The organism is Saccharothrix algeriensis (assembly GCF_016907655.1).
Lineage (GTDB): Bacteria > Actinomycetota > Actinomycetes > Mycobacteriales > Pseudonocardiaceae > Actinosynnema > Actinosynnema algeriense.
The window spans coordinates 5,801,262-5,817,400 of record NZ_JAFBCL010000001.1 but is presented as its reverse complement, the minus strand read 5'-3'; the positions used below and the strand labels follow the sequence as shown (position 1 = coordinate 5,817,400).

General features: G+C 73.4%; 14 protein-coding genes. 10 read left to right on the top strand and 4 right to left on the bottom strand.

The window, feature by feature from the left end; all coding sequences use genetic code 11:
* Position 1 precedes the first annotated feature (1 nt).
* From JOE68_RS26530 to JOE68_RS26515, 4 genes are all read right to left on the bottom strand, one after another.
* Positions 2-1,303, bottom strand: a complete 1,302-nt coding sequence (locus JOE68_RS26530) for a type III PLP-dependent enzyme domain-containing protein (RefSeq protein ID WP_307819913.1) — start codon at positions 1,301-1,303, stop codon at positions 2-4.
* A complete protein-coding gene (locus JOE68_RS26525; RefSeq protein WP_204845041.1) occupies positions 1,300-2,811 on the bottom strand; it encodes a class I adenylate-forming enzyme family protein in 1,512 nt (503 codons plus the stop codon). Before JOE68_RS26525 ends, JOE68_RS26530 begins: the two co-directional genes overlap by 4 nt.
* The gene (locus JOE68_RS26520) at positions 2,808-3,980 is read right to left on the bottom strand and encodes a nucleotidyltransferase family protein (protein WP_204845039.1); all 1,173 of its coding nucleotides are present in this window, start codon (positions 3,978-3,980) and stop codon (positions 2,808-2,810) included. Before JOE68_RS26520 ends, JOE68_RS26525 begins: the two co-directional genes overlap by 4 nt.
* 1,021 nt (positions 3,981-5,001) lie before the next feature.
* The gene (locus tag JOE68_RS26515) at positions 5,002-5,829 is read right to left on the bottom strand and encodes an isocitrate lyase/phosphoenolpyruvate mutase family protein (protein WP_204845037.1); all 828 of its coding nucleotides are present in this window, start codon (positions 5,827-5,829) and stop codon (positions 5,002-5,004) included.
* 564 nt (positions 5,830-6,393) lie between these two features.
* Between JOE68_RS26515 and JOE68_RS26510 the strand changes: the two genes are divergently transcribed.
* Genes JOE68_RS26510 through JOE68_RS26465 form a run of 10 tightly spaced genes read left to right on the top strand, consistent with a single transcriptional unit; the run spans position 6,394 to position 16,129 of the window.
* Positions 6,394-7,320, top strand: a complete 927-nt coding sequence (locus JOE68_RS26510; protein ID WP_307819912.1) for a hydroxyacid dehydrogenase — start codon at positions 6,394-6,396, stop codon at positions 7,318-7,320.
* 2 nt (positions 7,321-7,322) lie between these two features.
* On the top strand, positions 7,323-8,372 hold the full coding sequence (locus JOE68_RS26505) for a zinc-dependent alcohol dehydrogenase (RefSeq protein ID WP_204845034.1): 1,050 nt from the start codon (positions 7,323-7,325) through the stop codon (positions 8,370-8,372).
* Positions 8,369-9,460, top strand: coding sequence for an N-acetyl-gamma-glutamyl-phosphate reductase (gene argC / locus JOE68_RS26500; RefSeq protein WP_204845032.1), 1,092 nt, complete (start codon positions 8,369-8,371; stop codon positions 9,458-9,460). The genes JOE68_RS26505 and argC overlap by 4 nt, the downstream gene beginning before the upstream one ends.
* A complete protein-coding gene (pgk, locus tag JOE68_RS26495) occupies positions 9,457-10,605 on the top strand; it encodes a phosphoglycerate kinase (RefSeq protein ID WP_204845030.1) in 1,149 nt (382 codons plus the stop codon). The genes argC and pgk overlap by 4 nt, the downstream gene beginning before the upstream one ends.
* On the top strand, positions 10,602-11,720 hold the full coding sequence (locus tag JOE68_RS26490; protein WP_204845028.1) for an iron-containing alcohol dehydrogenase: 1,119 nt from the start codon (positions 10,602-10,604) through the stop codon (positions 11,718-11,720). Before pgk ends, JOE68_RS26490 begins: the two co-directional genes overlap by 4 nt.
* A 49-nt stretch (positions 11,721-11,769) precedes the next feature.
* Positions 11,770-12,513 (top strand): guanylate kinase, encoded by a 744-nt coding sequence (locus tag JOE68_RS26485; protein ID WP_204845026.1) that lies wholly within the window; start codon positions 11,770-11,772, stop codon positions 12,511-12,513.
* A complete protein-coding gene (locus tag JOE68_RS26480; protein ID WP_204845024.1) occupies positions 12,500-13,375 on the top strand; it encodes an NUDIX hydrolase in 876 nt (291 codons plus the stop codon). The genes JOE68_RS26485 and JOE68_RS26480 overlap by 14 nt, the downstream gene beginning before the upstream one ends.
* Positions 13,372-14,229, top strand: a complete 858-nt coding sequence (locus JOE68_RS26475) for a transketolase (RefSeq protein WP_204845022.1) — start codon at positions 13,372-13,374, stop codon at positions 14,227-14,229. The genes JOE68_RS26480 and JOE68_RS26475 overlap by 4 nt, the downstream gene beginning before the upstream one ends.
* A complete protein-coding gene (locus tag JOE68_RS26470) occupies positions 14,226-15,182 on the top strand; it encodes a transketolase family protein (RefSeq protein WP_204845020.1) in 957 nt (318 codons plus the stop codon). The genes JOE68_RS26475 and JOE68_RS26470 overlap by 4 nt, the downstream gene beginning before the upstream one ends.
* A complete protein-coding gene (locus JOE68_RS26465) occupies positions 15,179-16,129 on the top strand; it encodes a hypothetical protein (protein WP_204845018.1) in 951 nt (316 codons plus the stop codon). The genes JOE68_RS26470 and JOE68_RS26465 overlap by 4 nt, the downstream gene beginning before the upstream one ends.
* Positions 16,130-16,139 lie beyond the last annotated feature (10 nt).

The window sequence follows — 16,139 nt, the reverse complement described above, 5'->3', positions numbered from 1 at the left end:
CTCACACGCTCCCTGACAGCTCGGGCGGGCGCACGTCCGCTTCGGCGGCGCGCGCCCGGATCGGGACCCGGCGCAGTTCCACCCGTGAGGCGTCCACGGGGTGGCCGCCGCGCAGCACGACCTCGGCGGCGACCGGCCGGCTGAGGAAACCGATCAGGCTCGCGGTCAGGCCGTAGGCGCCGACGTTGGGGATCACCAGGAGGTCGCCGCCGGTCGGCGAGCTGAGCGCGGCGTCCCGCGCGAGCACGTCGGCCGGGGTGCACAGCGGTCCCACCACGGTCGCCCGCTCCTCGACGGCGGCCCCGGCCCCCGCTTCCCCGGTCGGCAGCACGCGGGCGGCCACCGGCAGCAGCCTGCCGAGGCCGGACAGCCCGCCGAGGTGGTTGATCCCGCCGTCCAGCACGACGAAGGTGCGACCCCGGCCGCGCTTGACGTCGGCCACGCGGACCAGCAGCCGGCCGCACGACCCGACGAGGAAGCGCCCCGACTCGAAGGCGACGGCGGGTTCACCGGCACGCCAACCCGGCAGGTGCTCGTCGAGCCCGCGCTCGACCGCGGCGCGCAGCCCGCCGTAGCCCGGCCGGTCGCCCTCCCGCGCGTACGGCGCGGCGAACCCGCCACCGAGGTCCAGCACCCGCAGGTCGATCCCGGCCTCGTCGCGCAGCCGGGCGGCGGCGGCGATGCCCGCCGACACCTCCTCCGCGACGACCTCCTCGCCGGAGGCGTTGCTGACCGCGAAGAAGTGCAGGCCGACCACCCGTGCCCCCGGTCGGGCCGCGAACGCGGCGGGCCGCTCGGCCAAGTCCGCGACGTCCACCCCGAACTGCGTCGCCGCGCCGCTCATCCGCAGGCTGCTCGCGCCGTTCGCCCGCATCGTGTTGACCCGCACCAGGCAGTCCGCCCGCACACCGGCCCGGGCGGCGAGCGCGGCGACCCGGTGGTAGTCGGTCTCCGACTCCACGGAGAACCGGCGCACCCCGGCGGCGAGCGCCGCAGCGACCTCCTGCTCGGTCTTGGCGGGTCCGGTGTACAGGCAGTCGGCGCCGGCGAACCCCGCCTCGCGCGCGGCGGCGAGCTCGCCGGTGGAGCTGATCTCCGCCTGGCACCCGGCGTCCCGGAGCACGCGGGCGAGCAGCGGGTGCGGGTTGGCCTTGAGCGAGTAGTAGAGCACCGCCGGGTCGGGCAGCGCGCGCCGCAGCTCCGCGACGGCCGCGTCGACCTCGTCCAGCTCGTACAGGTAGAGCGGGGTGCCGTACCGCTCCGCGAGGCTCCGGGCGCCCTCCGCGCCGACCAGGTCGCTCACTCCGCACCGCCGTCCACGAGCAGGCGCAGCGCGCGCCGGTCCACCTTGCCGTTCCCGGTCAGGGGCAGGGAGTCGACCACGCGGCAGTCGGCCGGCGTCTTGGCGGGCCCGAGGCGCTGCCTCAGCCCGGTCAGCACGTCCTCGGGTGTGGTGGAGGCGACCGCGCACAGCACCGCGCCCCGTTCGGGGGTCGGCGGCAGGACGGCCGCCTGGGTCACCGCGGACAGGGTGGCGGCGGCCTCCTCGATCTCCACCGCGGAGGTCCGCACGCCCCGGGACTTGAACAGGTGGTCCCGCCTGCCCTCGAAGTACAGGTACCCGTCCGCGTCCAGGTGGCCGTAGTCACCGGTGAGCAGGAACCGCTCGCCGGCGGCGTCCACCCGGTAGCGCTGCGCGGTGAGCTCGGGCGCCCGCCAGTAGCCCGCCATCAGGTGCGGCCCCCGCACGGTGATCTCCCCGGTCCGGCCCGGCGGGAGCTCGCGGCCGTCGCGGTCCACGACGCGCACGCCGGTGCCGGGGAGCGGCCGGCCCACCGAGCCGGGGCGGTCCAGGTCGCCGTCGACCTCCAGCACGGTGGTGCGCTTGCACTCGGTGGTGCCGAACATCAGCTGCACCCCGGCGCCCGGGAAGACCCGGCGCAACTCCGCCGCCGTGCCCGGCGACAGGTGCTCACCGGTGTTGGTGAACAAGCGCAGCCGCGGCAGCGCGGGCGCACCCGCCCGGCGCCGGGCGAGCCGGAGGAGCATCATCGCGAGCGACGGCACGACGGGCACCACCGTCACCCCGTGCGCCGCGAGGTCGACCAGCAACCGGGAGTCGCGGGAGGCGTCCGACAGCACCAGCGTGCCGCCCGCCAGGAGGGTCAGGAACGTCTGGTACAGGCCGTAGTCGAAGGACAGCGGGAGCCGGCAGAACACCACGTCGTCGGCGTCGTAGCGCACCGCGGACGCCACCGCCCGCGCAGCGAACGAGACCTGGGCGTGGGTGCACATCACCGCCTTGGGCCGGGCGGTGCTCCCGGAGGTGTAGAGCAGGAGCGCCAGGTCGTCCGGTTCGACCCGCGCGTCGGGCGCGTCGGGCGCCGTCGCGGCCTCGGCCGCCACCTCCTCGTGCGTGGCGCCGCGCACGTCCGGGGCCCGGTCCAGGTCGCTCGGGTCGCCGGTGAGCAGGAGCGCCGGGTCGGCGTCGGCCAGGAGGTGGTCCAGCTGGTAGGGCGTCGTGTCCGTGCCGTACGGGACGAACACCGCGCCGATCCGCAGGCAGCCGAACAGGGTCGCCACCGTCACCCGGTCGGCGCTCGCCCGCACGAGCACCCGGTCCCCGCGCCGCACGCCCCGGTCCGCCAGCCACCCCGCCGCGGCGGCGGTCAGCCGGGCCAGCCCGGCGCGGCTCACCGGGCCGGCCGGGTCCGCCAGCACGACTTTGTCCGGTGAGCCGGTCGCCAGGGCGGCCGGCAGCCCGCCCAGGTCCGGTGCGGGGGACGTGTGCCGGGGCGCGGTCCCGCTCATCGCCGACCGACTCGCGCGTCGGCGGCGAACGGGGGCGCCGGCGCCGGTTCGACCTGTGGCCGCCGGCCAAGCCGGAGGCGGTCCCGCATCCCACCGGACCACGAGAGGTACGAGCCGTCCACCCCGCTCGCGCTGTGCAGCCACGCGTCGTCGCGGAACTCCTCGAGCCCCAGCCCCTCGGTGATCGAGCTCGTGAAGACCTGGTCGACGTGGTGGCACGCCCAGGCGATCGGAGGACCGATCTCGTGCCTGCGGATGACCTCGGTCAACGCCGCCCCGTCCGCCGGGCCGAGGCGCCGCCACTGCCTCAGGAGGTCGGCGAACTGCCCCAACCGCAGGTGCTCGAACGCCTCGGTCCGCTCGAACCAGCCCTCCCGGAACAGGTGCATGGCCGTGAAGACGAAGTCGTAGGGGGTGGTGAGCGCGGGCAGCTCCACCGCGCCCTCCACCCCGTCGATCACCACCGGGACCCGGACGCGGCCCAGCTCGGCGAGCACTTCTCCCATCGGGACCTGCCACTTCGCGCCGTACCAGGTGATGTTGAAGCAGACGTCGACCACGAAGTACGGGACGGCCTGCCCGGTCAACGGCCGCATGAAGTGCGGGAGGTGGTCCGGGTACACGCGGTACATCGCCACTTCCCGGCGGTCGCGCGGGACGAGCCGGTCGGTGTCCAGGTCGTGCGCCATGTTCGGGAGGTAGCCGAGCCCCTGGAGCACCTCGGACACCTTGCCCCGGCTCTCCTCGTGGACCATGAGGTCGATGTCGTCGAACGTCCGGCCGCCGAACCCCCCGTACAAAGTGGACTGGAAGGTGATGCCCTTGGTGCACGCCACCACGACGCCCTCCGCGACCAGCGCGGCGACGACCCGGGCGGCCTCCCGCGAGGCCAGCGAGGTCTTGTACCTGTTGTCGTGCAGGGCTTGCACCAGCACCCGGCGCAGTTGCTTCGGCACCGCCGACAGGCGCCCGGAGCGGATGAGGAAGTCCGCCAGCCTCGGCACCAGGCGGTGCTTCAGCGCCGCTTGCACCGCCTGGTCCCAGTCCACCCCGGCGACGAGGTCGTCCAGGTCGAGGTCGTCGTGGTCCCCGCTCCCACCGAGGACCTCGTCGCTGACGCTCGCGAGCTCCAACAATCGCCAGTGTTCCAGCACACCGAGATCGGCCATGTCTGTCCTCGGATTCCGATAGCGCGGTCGGCGCCGGAAACGATTGCGTCGAACCGCCACCGACGGCACCGCCACGATGGGAGCGCGGGCTCCGGCGATGCCGCGCTCCCCCGGTCGAACCCAGGCCCGCAATCTTCTTAGCACCGCCCGAATCCGCACGTCAACGTCACCGACACCCTGCCGTTGAACGGGGTTCACCTGCCCCGCGCCACGAGGTGGACACCTCGGAGGAGCAGCCGTAGGATCCGCGGCGGCCCGTTCTCCCGAGCAGCTGCGGCGCTGTGGCGGACGATCCGGGAAGCGGCCCGCGAAGGCAGCCCGCAGGGCGGTGCCGCCCGGCCGGGGCGGGCGTGGGAGCACTGTGCAACCGAGGAATTTCCCGGGTTGCACACCGGCCCGGCGCCGCGCGGCCGGTCCGGTCGTGGACTTCGGGAACCCGGCGCCCGTGTTCGGTGCGCCGAGCGGTCGGCGCCCGGTGCGGACGGGGTGGCGGCGGTCGGCCGGCGTGGCGGAGGCGCCGATCGGGGCGCCGGTAGCGGATCGGCGTCACGGCCGGCACGTGCGCCCGCCGCCTGTCAGTCCACTTGGGATGGTGGTTCCCGAAGCCCGGCGTTCAGCCGGACGGCGCGGCGAAGGCGTCCTCGTCGCCGCCCCGCCCGCGAACGGCAGCGCGCCGGCGTGCGCGTCATCGCGCCCTGCGGCGGCGCGCAGCCGGCGCACCCCGTCGATCACCCGGCGCGTCGCCCGCTGAGTCGATCACCCGGCGCGTCGCCCGCTGACGACGATCACCGGCAGCCGGTTCCCGACCTCGGCCGGCGCCCGGACGCGGCCGCCGTCCCCCGCCACTCCGCGGCGGGTCGGCGGGGAGCGACGTGGCGACCGGGAGGCGTGCCCAGGGCCGCACCGGCACGGCCCGGGGTCCGGTGCCCCGACCGGCGCCCGCTCGCCGACCTCTCCGGGCGATCCCGATCCCCCGGCTCCGGGCGCCGCGCCGACCCGCCCCTCGCCGGCCCGCGCCACCTCAGACCTCGAGCTTGCGCCAGTCGGACAACCGTTGCAGCGAGAAGATGTCGGAGACCGACGCGATGCCGTCCTCCAGCGCCGTCGACTCGCCGTGCTCGTAGATCGACCGGAACGTGGCGCGCAGCGACGCGATCACGGCGCGCAGCCCCTGGTTCGCGTAGATCACCACGGAGACCCCCGCGCGGGCGGCGTCCTCGAAGTGCCAACCCGGGTACGTGGTGGGCACGATCACGACGGGCCTGCGCCCCCGCCAAGCCGCCAGGAACTCCAGGACCTGCTCGTTGGTGCGCGCCTTGGAGTGGATCAGCACCGCGTCGGCGCCGGCGTCGACGTAGCGGTGGCAGCGCTCCAGCGCCTCCGCCACGGTCTGCCCGCTGATCAGCGCCTCGGTCCGCGCGATGACGAAGAAGTCGTCGCCCTGCTGGGAGTTCTTCGCGGTCTCGATCTTGTGCGCGAAGTCCTCGGCCGGCAGCAGCGCCTGGCCACCGGCGACGAAGCTGTTCATCTTGGGGAACAGCTTGTCCTCCATGCTCACGGCGGTGATCCCGGCGGCCTGGTACTCGTGCACCATGTGGGCCACGTTCATCGCGTTGCCGTAGCCGGTGTCGCAGTCCGCCACCACGGGGATGCTCAGCGCCTTCTGCATGTTCGCGGCGGCCTGCAGGTACTCGGTCATCGTCAACAGGCTCGCGTCGGGCAGGCACCGGGCCGCCGACACCTCCAGGCTCGACGACCACACGCCCTGGAAGCCCGACTCCTGGGCCAGCACGCCACCGAGTGCGTCGTGCGCCCCGGCGATGCGGACGACCCCGCTCCCGGCGAGCACCGAACGAAACGAAGGATAGCTTGCTTTCTGCATCGGCATCCCAAAGTTGTCATCGGCCAGCGAGCCCACCAAGGCGGCAGCCGGCGGGCTCGAACGCACCCGAAATCGTCACTTGGACAAAGGGTCGCGACCGGTACCGCGACCGGACAAGAAGAATCCCAAGCACCACGTCCCCCAATGTCCCGGCCCATTGCCCTACGGCTACCAGCCGGGCCCATCGGCCGTGAATCCGAGGTTACGCAGGGACCAATGAAGCGTCAACAGAGCACCGTGACCAGGGCGTCCACCACCCGAGACGATCAACGGAGGCTCGTGGAACCGCATTGATCGAACACCGGAGGGGAAGCCGCGCGGGGTTCCTCCAGTAAGATCCGCGCGAGCTCCGGCCAATTCCCTGCCAGCCCCTCCGGCAAGCACGCGCAAATGGTGACACGCCCGAGAACGTCGGTTAACATCGCCACCGGGCGGCGCGGACCCGGACACCGGGGAATCCTGCCGCGCCTTCGATTCACGGCCCGAGGGGAGACTGTGGACCGCGCCAGGCGTGCCAGACCTAAGGTGCTCGTGCTCGACCCGATCCACGCGGAGGCGGTCGACCGGATGCGCGCCGACTTCGACGTCGTCATCCGGCTCCAGCCCCCACCGGACCTCCTGCCGGACCTGGTGTCCGACGTGGACGCGGTGGTGTTGCGCAGCGGGGCGCGGCTGCCGGCCGAGGTGTTCGAGCGCGCCCGCCGGCTGAAGGTGGTGGCCCGGGCCGGTTCCGGGGTCGACAACATCGACCAGGACGCCGCCCGGCGAGCCGGGGTGCAGGTCTTCAACGTCCCCGGCGGGTCGGCCGGCGCCGTCGCCGAGCTGGCCATCGGCTTGGCGCTCAACGTGATGCGCCGGATCTCGTTGGCGGACCGCCAGGTCCGCGCGGACGTGTGGAACAAGCACGCGCTGGAGGGCGACGGCCTGGCCGGCAAGACCCTGGGCATCATCGGGTTCGGCAACATCGGCTCGCGGATCGCCCGGATCGCCTCCGGCTTCTCGCCGAGGATCCTCGCCACCGCGCGGCGCCTCTCGGAGTCCCGTCGCACCGAGCTCGCCGACCGGGGCGTGGAGCTGGTCGACCTGCCCCGGCTGCTGGCGGACTCGGACGTGGTGTGCGCAGCCGTCCCGCTGACCGACCGGACGCGCTCGATGATCGGCGCGGCCCAGCTCGGCGCCATGAAGCCGACCGCCTACCTGGTGAACGTCTCGCGCGGCGGGGTCGTGGACGAAACCGCGCTGCTCGCCGCGCTGCGAGGCGGTGTCATCCGGGGCGCCGCGCTCGACGTCCACGTGGACGAGGGCAGCACCAGCCCGCTGACCCGGCTCGACAACGTGGTGCTGACCCCGCACATCGGGGCCATGTCCGCCGACGCCCAGCGCGCGATCGGGCACGTCGTGGTCGACTCGCTCGTCCTCGCGCTCGACGGCGGCGACGTGCCGAACCGGGTGTGCTGACCATGCGGAACCACGTGGCGGCCGTCCTCGACGCCGTGCGCACCATCGAGGTCCGCACGGTCACCGGCCCGGGCATCGGGCCGACCGACCTGCTCGTCCGGGTGCTCACCACCGGTATCTGCGGCTCCGACCTCGCGACCTTCCACGGCACGCACCCGTACAAGACGGCGCCGATCGTGCTCGGGCACGAGCTGTGCGGGGTCGTCGAGGCGGTCGGCCAGGGCGTCACGGACCTGCGCCCGGGTCAGCGCGTGTGCTCGGCCGCGTTCTCCCCGTGCGGCGCCTGCGCCGCGTGCCGCACGGGCGCGGTGAACCTGTGCCGGGACAAGGCGAACCTGTGCCACCGGGGCTGGGACGGCTCGTTCGCCGAGTACGTCGTCCTGCGCCGCAACATGGTCTTCGCGCTACCCGACGACATCGACCCCGAGGCCGGCGCCATGGTGGAGCCGCTGTCGATCGCCTGGCACGCCGCCTGCCTGCCGGGCGACCTGCGCGGGCGCTCCGTCGCGGTGCTCGGTTCGGGCTCCATCGGGCTGTCCTGCGCGCTCGTCGCCCGGCAGCGCTCCGCGCGCCGGGTGGTGTGCACGGACCTGGGGCCGGGCAAGGCGGTGCTCGCCGCGCACGCGGGCGCGGACGGGTACGTGGACGCGGCGGGCGGTGGTGCGGTGCGCGGTGTGCTGTCGCACCTGCCCGGCGGCGCCGACGTCACGTTCGTGGCGTCCGGGCACCCCGGGGTGCTCGACGAGGCGTGCGCGGTCACCCGGCCGGGAGGCGAAGTGGTCGTGGTGAGCTACTTCTCCGGTCCGCAGACCTGCTCGGTGAACCCGATGGTCTCCGCCGAGCTGACCGTGCGGTTCTCGGCGCTGTCCACCGCGAGCGACTTCGCCGCGGTCATCAGCCGGTTGGCCTCGGGTGCGATCGACCCGGTCCCGCTGATCACGCACCGGTTCCCGCTGACCCGCGCGGCCGAGGCGATGCGGGTGCTCGACCGCGGGCCGGGTGTCGTCGGCAAGGTCATGCTGCACTGCGCAGGCGAAGGGGGAGAGCGATGACGCGCTCCGAGGGGTTGGTCGTGGGCGTGGTCGGCGGGACCGGGCACACCGGCGGCGAGGTGTGCCGACTGCTGCTCGGCCACCCCGCGGTCCGCACGATCCTGCCCACCGCGCGCTCCGGGGCCGCGTTCGCGGAGGTGCACCCGAACCTGGCCGGCAGCGGGCTGGACTTCCGGTCCGCGGAGCAGTTGGCCGACCGCGCCGAGGAGTTGGACGTGGTCTTCTTCTGCACCCCGTCCGGCGAGGCGATGCGCCGGGCCCGGCACTACGTCGACCGCGGGGTGCGGGTGGTGGACCTCGGCGCGGACTTCCGGTTCGCCGATCCGTCCGGCTACCGGCGGGTCTACGGCGCGGAGCACGCCGATCCCGAACTGCTGCGCGAGGCGCGGTACGGGGTGACCGAGCTGAACCGGGAGGAGATCGCCGCAGCCCGGCTGGTCGCCAACCCCGGGTGCTACGCGATCACCGCGATCCTCGCCCTGGCGCCGCTCCTGCGCGCCGACCTGGCGCGGCCGGGCGCACCGGTCGGCATCCACGCCGTCAACGGCACGACCGGCGCCGGCAACACCCCGAAGAAGGCGATCATGCACGCCGAGGTGAGCGGGGCGATGCTGTCCTACAGCCTGGAGGGGCACCGGCACGGCCCGGAACTGGAGGCGTTCCTGTCCACGCTGACCGGGCACCCGGTCACGGTGGACCTCGACACCGCCCACGGCAACTTCGCCCGCGGCATCCACCTGCGGGCCGACGTCCACCTCGGCGCCGCGAAGTCGCGGGACGAGTTGCTGGAGCTGTACACCGGGTTCTACGGCGACGGCCACGACACCGAGCACTTCGTCCTCGTCAACACGCTGCCCAAGCGGGGTGAGCTGAACGAGAAGAGGTACGAGATCTACCCGAACCTGACCCACGTGGTGGGCTCGAACTTCTGCCACCTCGGTCTGGACGTGGCCCGCGCCGGGAGCGTCGCCAGGGTCGTCGCCGTGACCGACAACCTGGTCAAGGGCGCGGCCGGGTCCGCGATCCAGAACATGAACGTCCAGCTCGGCCTCGACGAACGCGCCGGCTTGACGGCGTACGCGCTGTGAACAGGCTGCGCGACAAGGAGATCCGGCCGGGTGACCGGTGGGTCTACTCAGCCGGGTTCAACGTGGCGCCGGACCTGCGGGACACCGTGCGGATCGACGCCGAGCTACCCGACCTGGAGCGGATCCTCCACGCGGGCGGGCGGGTGGCGATCCTGTCGCACCAGGGCAGCCACGGCGACGCCGACGAGCTCGACCACGTCGCCGCGTACCTCACCGACCGCCTGGGGTCCGCGGTGGGCTACGTGCGGGACAACGACACCGCAGGAGCGGCACGGCTGGCCCGCGCGCTGCGCCCCGGCACGGCCACCCTGTTCGGCAACACCCGCCGGCACGCGGGTGAGCAGCGCAACGACCCCGAGCTGGCCCGCCGGTTCGCCGCGCTCGGTGACGCCGTGGCCGTCGGGGGGTTCTCCAAGGCGCACCGGGCTCATGCGTCGAACGCGGGCATCCTGCGCTTCCTGCCCGGCTACGTGACCGACAGCGTGCTCCGCGAGGTGGCCCTGCTCGAACCCTGGGCAGGCGTCTCCGACCGCTTCTCGGTCGCGGTGCTCGGTGGCGTCAAGCGGGAGAAGACCGTCATCGGGCTGGACGCGGTCAGCCGCGCCTACGACGTGGTCGTGCCGGGTGGGGTGGTGCTCAACTCGCTGCTGCGGGCGCTCGGCCACGACGTCGGCGCCTCCGACCTCGGTGACGACCCCGACGGCTGCCTCCGGGTGGCGCGCGCGGTGCTCGGCCGCGCCAACCGGGCCAGGATCCACATCCCGCGGCACGTCGTCGTCACGCGCGGCGGCGCCGCCCGGACCGTCGCGGTGGAACAGATCCCGCCCGGGTGGTCCATCGCCGACCTGGTTCCCCTGCCGTGGCTGCGCGACGCGCTCACCCGGCTGGTCGGGGACGGCGGGCGGGCGTTCATCGCGGGCACGCCCTGCCGGTACGCGGCGGGCTTCCGCGACAGCGCCGAACAGCTCCTGGCCGCGTTCGCCGCGCCGGGGGTCGACGCCCTGCTGATGGGCGGGGACACCATCGCCGAACTACCGTGGGAGGGACGCGTTTCCACCGGTGGCGGCGCCGCGCTGCACTTCCTCGCGCACGGCACGTGCCCCGTCCTCGACGCCGTGCGGACCGGATCGGAGGGCACCACGTGATCATCGACCTGCACACCCCGACCGCGGTCGTGTTCGGAGCCGGCCGCTTCGCCGAACTGGGCGGGCACGCCGCGCGGTACGGCGGTCGCGCGCTGCTGGTCTGCGGGCGGACGGCCGCGCGGCGGCACGGCCTGCTCGCGGCGGCCTCGGCCGAGCTGGAACGCGCGGGCCTCGCCGTCGCGGTGTCGGACAACATCTCCCCGGAACCACTCGCGTCCGAAGTGGACGCCGCGGTCGGGGTCGCGGCGCGGGCGCGGTGCGACGTGGTCGTCGCGCTGGGCGGGGGCAGCGCGATCGACGCGGGCAAGGCCGTCGCGGTGGGGCTGCGCGTGGGGCCGGTGGGGCCGCTGGTCGGAACGACGCTGCCGGCGGTCGAGGACGCCCTCCCGGTGATCGCCGTGCCCACCGTCACCGGCAGCGGGGCCGAGGTGACCAAGGGCGCCATCGTCACCGACGACGACCGTGCGCTGAAGTCGGGCATCCGCGGCGACAGCCTGTTCCCCCGGGTCGCGATCATCGACCCGGAACTGACCAGGACGGTGCCGGCCCCGGTCGTCGCGGCCTCTGCGTTCGACGCGCTGACCCACGCCGTCGAGGGGTACGTCGCGCGGAAGGCCAACCCGGTGACCAGGGCGCTCGCCGTGCGGGCGCTGGACATCCTCGGCAGCCGCCTCCCCCGGCTGGCGGCCGGCGCGGACGATCCCGCGCTGCGGGCGGACCTCGCCCTCGCCGCCCTGCTCGGCGGGATCAACGTCGCCAACGCGAGCACCTGCCTGCCCCACCGCCTGCAGCAGGCGATGGGTTCGGTGCCGCGGGTGACGATCTCCCACGGGCGCGGGCTGGCGGCGGTCTACCCGGCCTGGCTGCGCCACGCGCAACCGCACGCCGAGGGCGCGTTCGCGACGGTCGCGCAGGCGCTCGGCGCCGACGACGCGGTCACCGCCGTCACCCGGTTGCTCGACACCACCGGAGTCGGCGCTCCTCTGCGCTCCCACGGGTTCCGCGCCACCGACGTCGACGCGCTCGTGGGCGGCGTCACCGGGGACACCGGGAACGACCCGGTGCCCGACATCGACGTGGACCTGATCCGCACCCTGTACCAGGAGTCGCTGTGAGCCGCGACCCACGACCACGCCCAGCACAACCCCAGGAAGGGGTGAACCGATGACCGTCGTCCCACCCGCGAACATCGCGGAGCACATGACCACCGAGCTGGACGGGCGCTCGTCGTCCGTGTTCTTCGTCCTCTCCGGCCCCGGTGGGACCGGGAAGAGCACGTTGATCCGGAGGTGGCTCAAGGCCGATCCCGACATCGGGTACGTCAAGAACGTCACGACCCGGAACCGCCGCCCACCCGACCCGACCTCGGGGGTGAACGACGACGACTTCTTCGACTTCGTCTCGCGGGCGCGGTTCCGGGAGCTCGTGGAGACCGACCAGCTCGCGCAGTGGGTCAACCCGCAGAAGGGCTACTACAGCGGCACTCCGCGCCAACCGCTCCTCGACGCCATCGAACAACGCCGCGACCTGCTGTTCGACTACACGCCGCAGCTGTACCTGAACCTCCAGCGCGCGTTCCCGGAGCAGGTGGTCGGCGTGTTCGTGGCGCCGCCCTCGATGGAGGTGCTGCGGGACCGGCTGGCGGGCCGCTCGTCCGAGCACGGCGACAAGCTCCAATTGAAGTTCAACATGGGCGTGCAGGACTTGTCCTATGTGGACATGCACCACTACCACGTGACCAACCACGACCTGGAAGAGACCCTGGAGACGCTGCGGAGCATCCTGCGGGCGGAGAAGCAGCGGCTGGGTCGGCTGCCCGAGCTGCGCGCGCTGTACGAGTCGGTGAAGGACCGCCGCCAGATGCTCTTCTACTACGATCCCGCCGGGAGCCGGATTGCCGACATCTGACCACGCCGGCGGGCGGACCTACGACTGGGGCTCGATCTGCAACGAACGGGACCTGCGGAAGTACGTGCCCTTCGCGGCCGGCGGGTTCCACCTCGGGTGGATCAACCGCACCAGGCTCGACCTCATCCGGGCGGAACGGGCGTTCACGGTCTTCCCCGACCTGGTCATGCTGGACGAGGACCTGGCGACGCCGAGCCTGCGGACCGCCGCGGTGGCGGAGTTGGCGCAGCGGTGGCACGACCTCGACCTGGTGCCCGGCTGGCGGAACGAGCCGTACGACGTCGTGCCCTACCCGGGCGGCCCGGTGGTCCTGCGGATGGAACGGGCCCTCACGCGGCTGTTCGGGCTCATCAACGTCGGCGCCCACGTCAACGGCTACGTGCGCGACGGGGACGACGTGCTGATGTGGGTCGCCAGGCGGTCCGCGGACAAGCCCACCTACCCGGGCCGACTGGACCAGGTGGTGGCCGGCGGGGTCATCGCGTCGATGACACCCGAGGCGGTCGCCCGCAAGGAGGCGTGGGAGGAGGCCGGCATCGACGCGGACCTGGTCGAGCCGATCCGGCCGACCAGCGCCGTCACGATGTTCATGGAGCACGGCGACGTGATCTCCCGCGACGTCAACCACGTCTTCGACCTCGAACTGCCGGCGGACTTCGTGCCGAGGCCGGTCGACTCGGAGGTCGCCGGGTTCGAGCTGCACCCGGTCGAGAAGCTGATCGGCACGGTGACCGGGTCGCGCGAGTTCAAACCGGACTGCAACCTCGTGGTCCTCGACTTCCTGATCCGGCACCACCACCTCCGCGCCGGGGACCCGCTGTACCGACAATCCGCCCTCGGGCTCAGAAGGGGAGTTCTATGAGCACCGCCAACGACGTCCGAGCGGACGTCGAACTCGCGGTCCGGGCCATGGGGTACCGGATGGACGTCATCGACCTGATCCGCTCGGCGGGCAACGGGCACATGGCCGGCAGCCTGTCCTGCCTGGACATCCTGACCGTGCTGTACGAGCGGGTCCTGCGCATCTCGCCCGACACGTTGCGCCACCCGGAGCGGGACCGGTACGTGCAGAGCAAGGGGCACGCGGTGGAGGCGCTGTACGTGGTCCTCGCCGGCGCCGGGCTGCTCGACCGCGCGCTGCTGGACACCTACCTGAGGTTCGGCACGGACCTCGTCGGTCACGCGACCCGCAGCGTGCCGGGGATCGAGCAGTCCACGGGCGCGCTGGGGCACGGGTTGTCGCTCGGGGTCGGCATGGCGATCGCCGGGAAGCAGAACCGGCTCGACTACCGCGTGTTCGTGCTCATGGGTGACGGCGAGATCGCCGAGGGCTCGGTGTGGGAGGCCGCGATGTCCGCGAGCCACTACGACCTGGACAACCTGGTGGCCATCGTCGACCGCAACCGCTACCAGATCGCGGGTTCGACCGCGGAGATCCTGGACTCCGAGCCGCTGTCGGACAAGTTCACCAGCTTCGGGTGGAACGTGCACGAGATCGACGGGCACGACCTCGCCCTGGTCGAGCACACCCTCTCCTCGGCCCCGACGGTGCCCGGGCGCCCGACGATGGTGTTGGCGGACACCGTCAAGGGCAGCGGCATCTCGTACATGGAGCACAACATCCGCTGGCACCACCGGGTGCCGAACGACGAGGAGTACGCCATCGCGCGGCAGGACGTCGACAACCGCATCGCGGAGCTGAGGAGCCGGGCATGAGCCGGCGGACCGCGGCCGAACCGGGTTCGGCGAACCTCGAAGTGCTCGACGCGACCCTGCGCGACCTCGCGGGCTCGGACCCGAGCATCCGGGTGCTCACCGCCGACTCGCGGATATCGGGCAAGCTCGAACCGTTCGCCCGCGAGTTCCCGGACCGCGTGGTCGAGGTCGGCATCGCCGAGCAGAACCTCGTCGGCGTGGCCGCCGGGCTCGCGGCGTGCGGCATGAAGCCGTTCGTCATCTCCCCCGCCTGCTTCCTGACGGCCAGGTCGCTGGAGCAGATCAAGGTGGACGTGAGCTACAGCGGCAACCCCGTGCGGCTCATCGGGATCAGCGCCGGGATCAGCTACGGCGCGCTCGGCGCCTCGCACCACTCCATCGCCGATTACGCGGCGCTGCGCGCGATGCCCGGCATCCCGGTCGTCGCGCCGGCGGACAACTGCGAGGCGGAGGCGGCCATCCGGTTGGCCGCCGCGACGGACGGCCCGATGTACGTCCGGTTCGGCAAACGCGCGCTGTCCTGCGTGCACGGCCCCTCGGCCGAGCCGGTGTCCGTCGAGCGCGCCACCCGGCTGCGGACCGGGGGCGACGTGGGCGTCATCGCGACCGGCGAGACGGTGGGCGTCGCCCTCGGCGCGGCGGAGGTGCTGGCGCTCGGCGGGGTCGAGGCGACCGTCGTCAGCATGCCGATGGTCCGGCCGCTCGACACCGGAGCGCTGTTCGACGTCGCGAGGAGCGTTCGCGCGCTGGTCGTGGCCGAGGAGCACAGCCTGCACGGCGGCCTCGGCGAGGCGTGCGCCGCGGCGCTCATGACCGAGGGGATCGGGGTGCGGTTCCGCCGGCTCGGCATCCCCGACGAGCCGATCGTCAACGGCCCGCAGCTGGACGTCCTGGCGCACTACGGCATCGGCGCGGACGAGCTCGCCTCGGTGGCCCGGGAGCTGCTGAGGTGAGCGGGACCGGCTGGGGGGCGTTGACCAGGCTCCAGGAGAAGGAGCGCGCGTACCGCGCCGACCCGCTGACCCGGTCGGCGATGGCCGTCGCCGACGGGTGCGGGGGCGACCTCGCCGCCCGGTTGTGGGATCTGGCCCTGGTGGTCGTGAAACCGGAAGCCCTGGTGAGCGGGCGCCTGGCCGCCGTGCGCCGGTTCCTCGCCGCGCACGGGCTGTCGGCCGTGTCCTCGTTCGACACCGAGCTGGACGCGGCCAGGTCGCACGCCCTGTGGTCCTACCCGTGGGTCAAGGCGACCAGCGACCGGGTTCGCCTGCACGTGCTGATGTCGGAACGCGAGCCGTCGCGGTGCCTGCTCGTGCGCCGGGAGGTCCCCGGTGGGGACGTGCCGCTGACGATGTGGGTCGCCGAGCGCAAGGGGTCGTCGAACGCGGGCCTGCGCAGGGCCGGGCAGCTGCGCACCGAGTTGGGCATGGCCAACCGCATGATCGCGTTCGTCCACTGCCCCGACGAGCCGGCGGACCTGCTGCGCGACGTGTACGTCCTCGGCGGCGCACCGGCGGTCGAGCTGCTCCTCGCGCTGCCGGCGACGGGCGGCGGGACCGGGCCGTGGTCATCGGCCGCGCCGTCGGACCCGGTCAGCCTGGACCTGTCGACCCTGCTCGACGGGCTGACGCCGCGGGGGCGCGAGCGGATGCGGTCACGGCTGGCGGCACGCCGCGAGCACGGCGAGGTGGTCGGCCTGGACGAGGCGCTGCGCGAGGTCCGCGAGTGGGGGGCGCGCGATCGGTGGACCGAGTGCGCGCTGGCCGCCGAGCTCATCCCGCACGACCTGCCGGGGGTCACGACAGCGTTCGACCGGCTCTCCGTCGACCGGCTCGCCGACCTGTGGCGGGCTTCCCCGGGGGTCCCGGTGGACGCCGTGCGCGACGCCGGCCGGGTTTCCTGACCAGCGCGGC

Excerpts from the sequence above, each read along its gene's own strand:
- JOE68_RS26525 (WP_204845041.1), bottom strand. The coding sequence starts at position 2,811 with ATGAGCGGGACCGCGCCCCGGCACACGTCCCCCGCACCGGACCTGGGC.
- JOE68_RS26520 (WP_204845039.1), bottom strand. The coding sequence starts at position 3,980 with ATGGCCGATCTCGGTGTGCTGGAACACTGGCGATTGTTGGAGCTCGCG.
- JOE68_RS26505 (WP_204845034.1), top strand. The coding sequence starts at position 7,323 with ATGCGGAACCACGTGGCGGCCGTCCTCGACGCCGTGCGCACCATCGAG.
- argC (WP_204845032.1), top strand. The coding sequence starts at position 8,369 with ATGACGCGCTCCGAGGGGTTGGTCGTGGGCGTGGTCGGCGGGACCGGG.
- JOE68_RS26485 (WP_204845026.1), top strand. The coding sequence starts at position 11,770 with ATGACCGTCGTCCCACCCGCGAACATCGCGGAGCACATGACCACCGAG.
- JOE68_RS26475 (WP_204845022.1), top strand. The coding sequence starts at position 13,372 with ATGAGCACCGCCAACGACGTCCGAGCGGACGTCGAACTCGCGGTCCGG.
- JOE68_RS26470 (WP_204845020.1), top strand. The coding sequence starts at position 14,226 with ATGAGCCGGCGGACCGCGGCCGAACCGGGTTCGGCGAACCTCGAAGTG.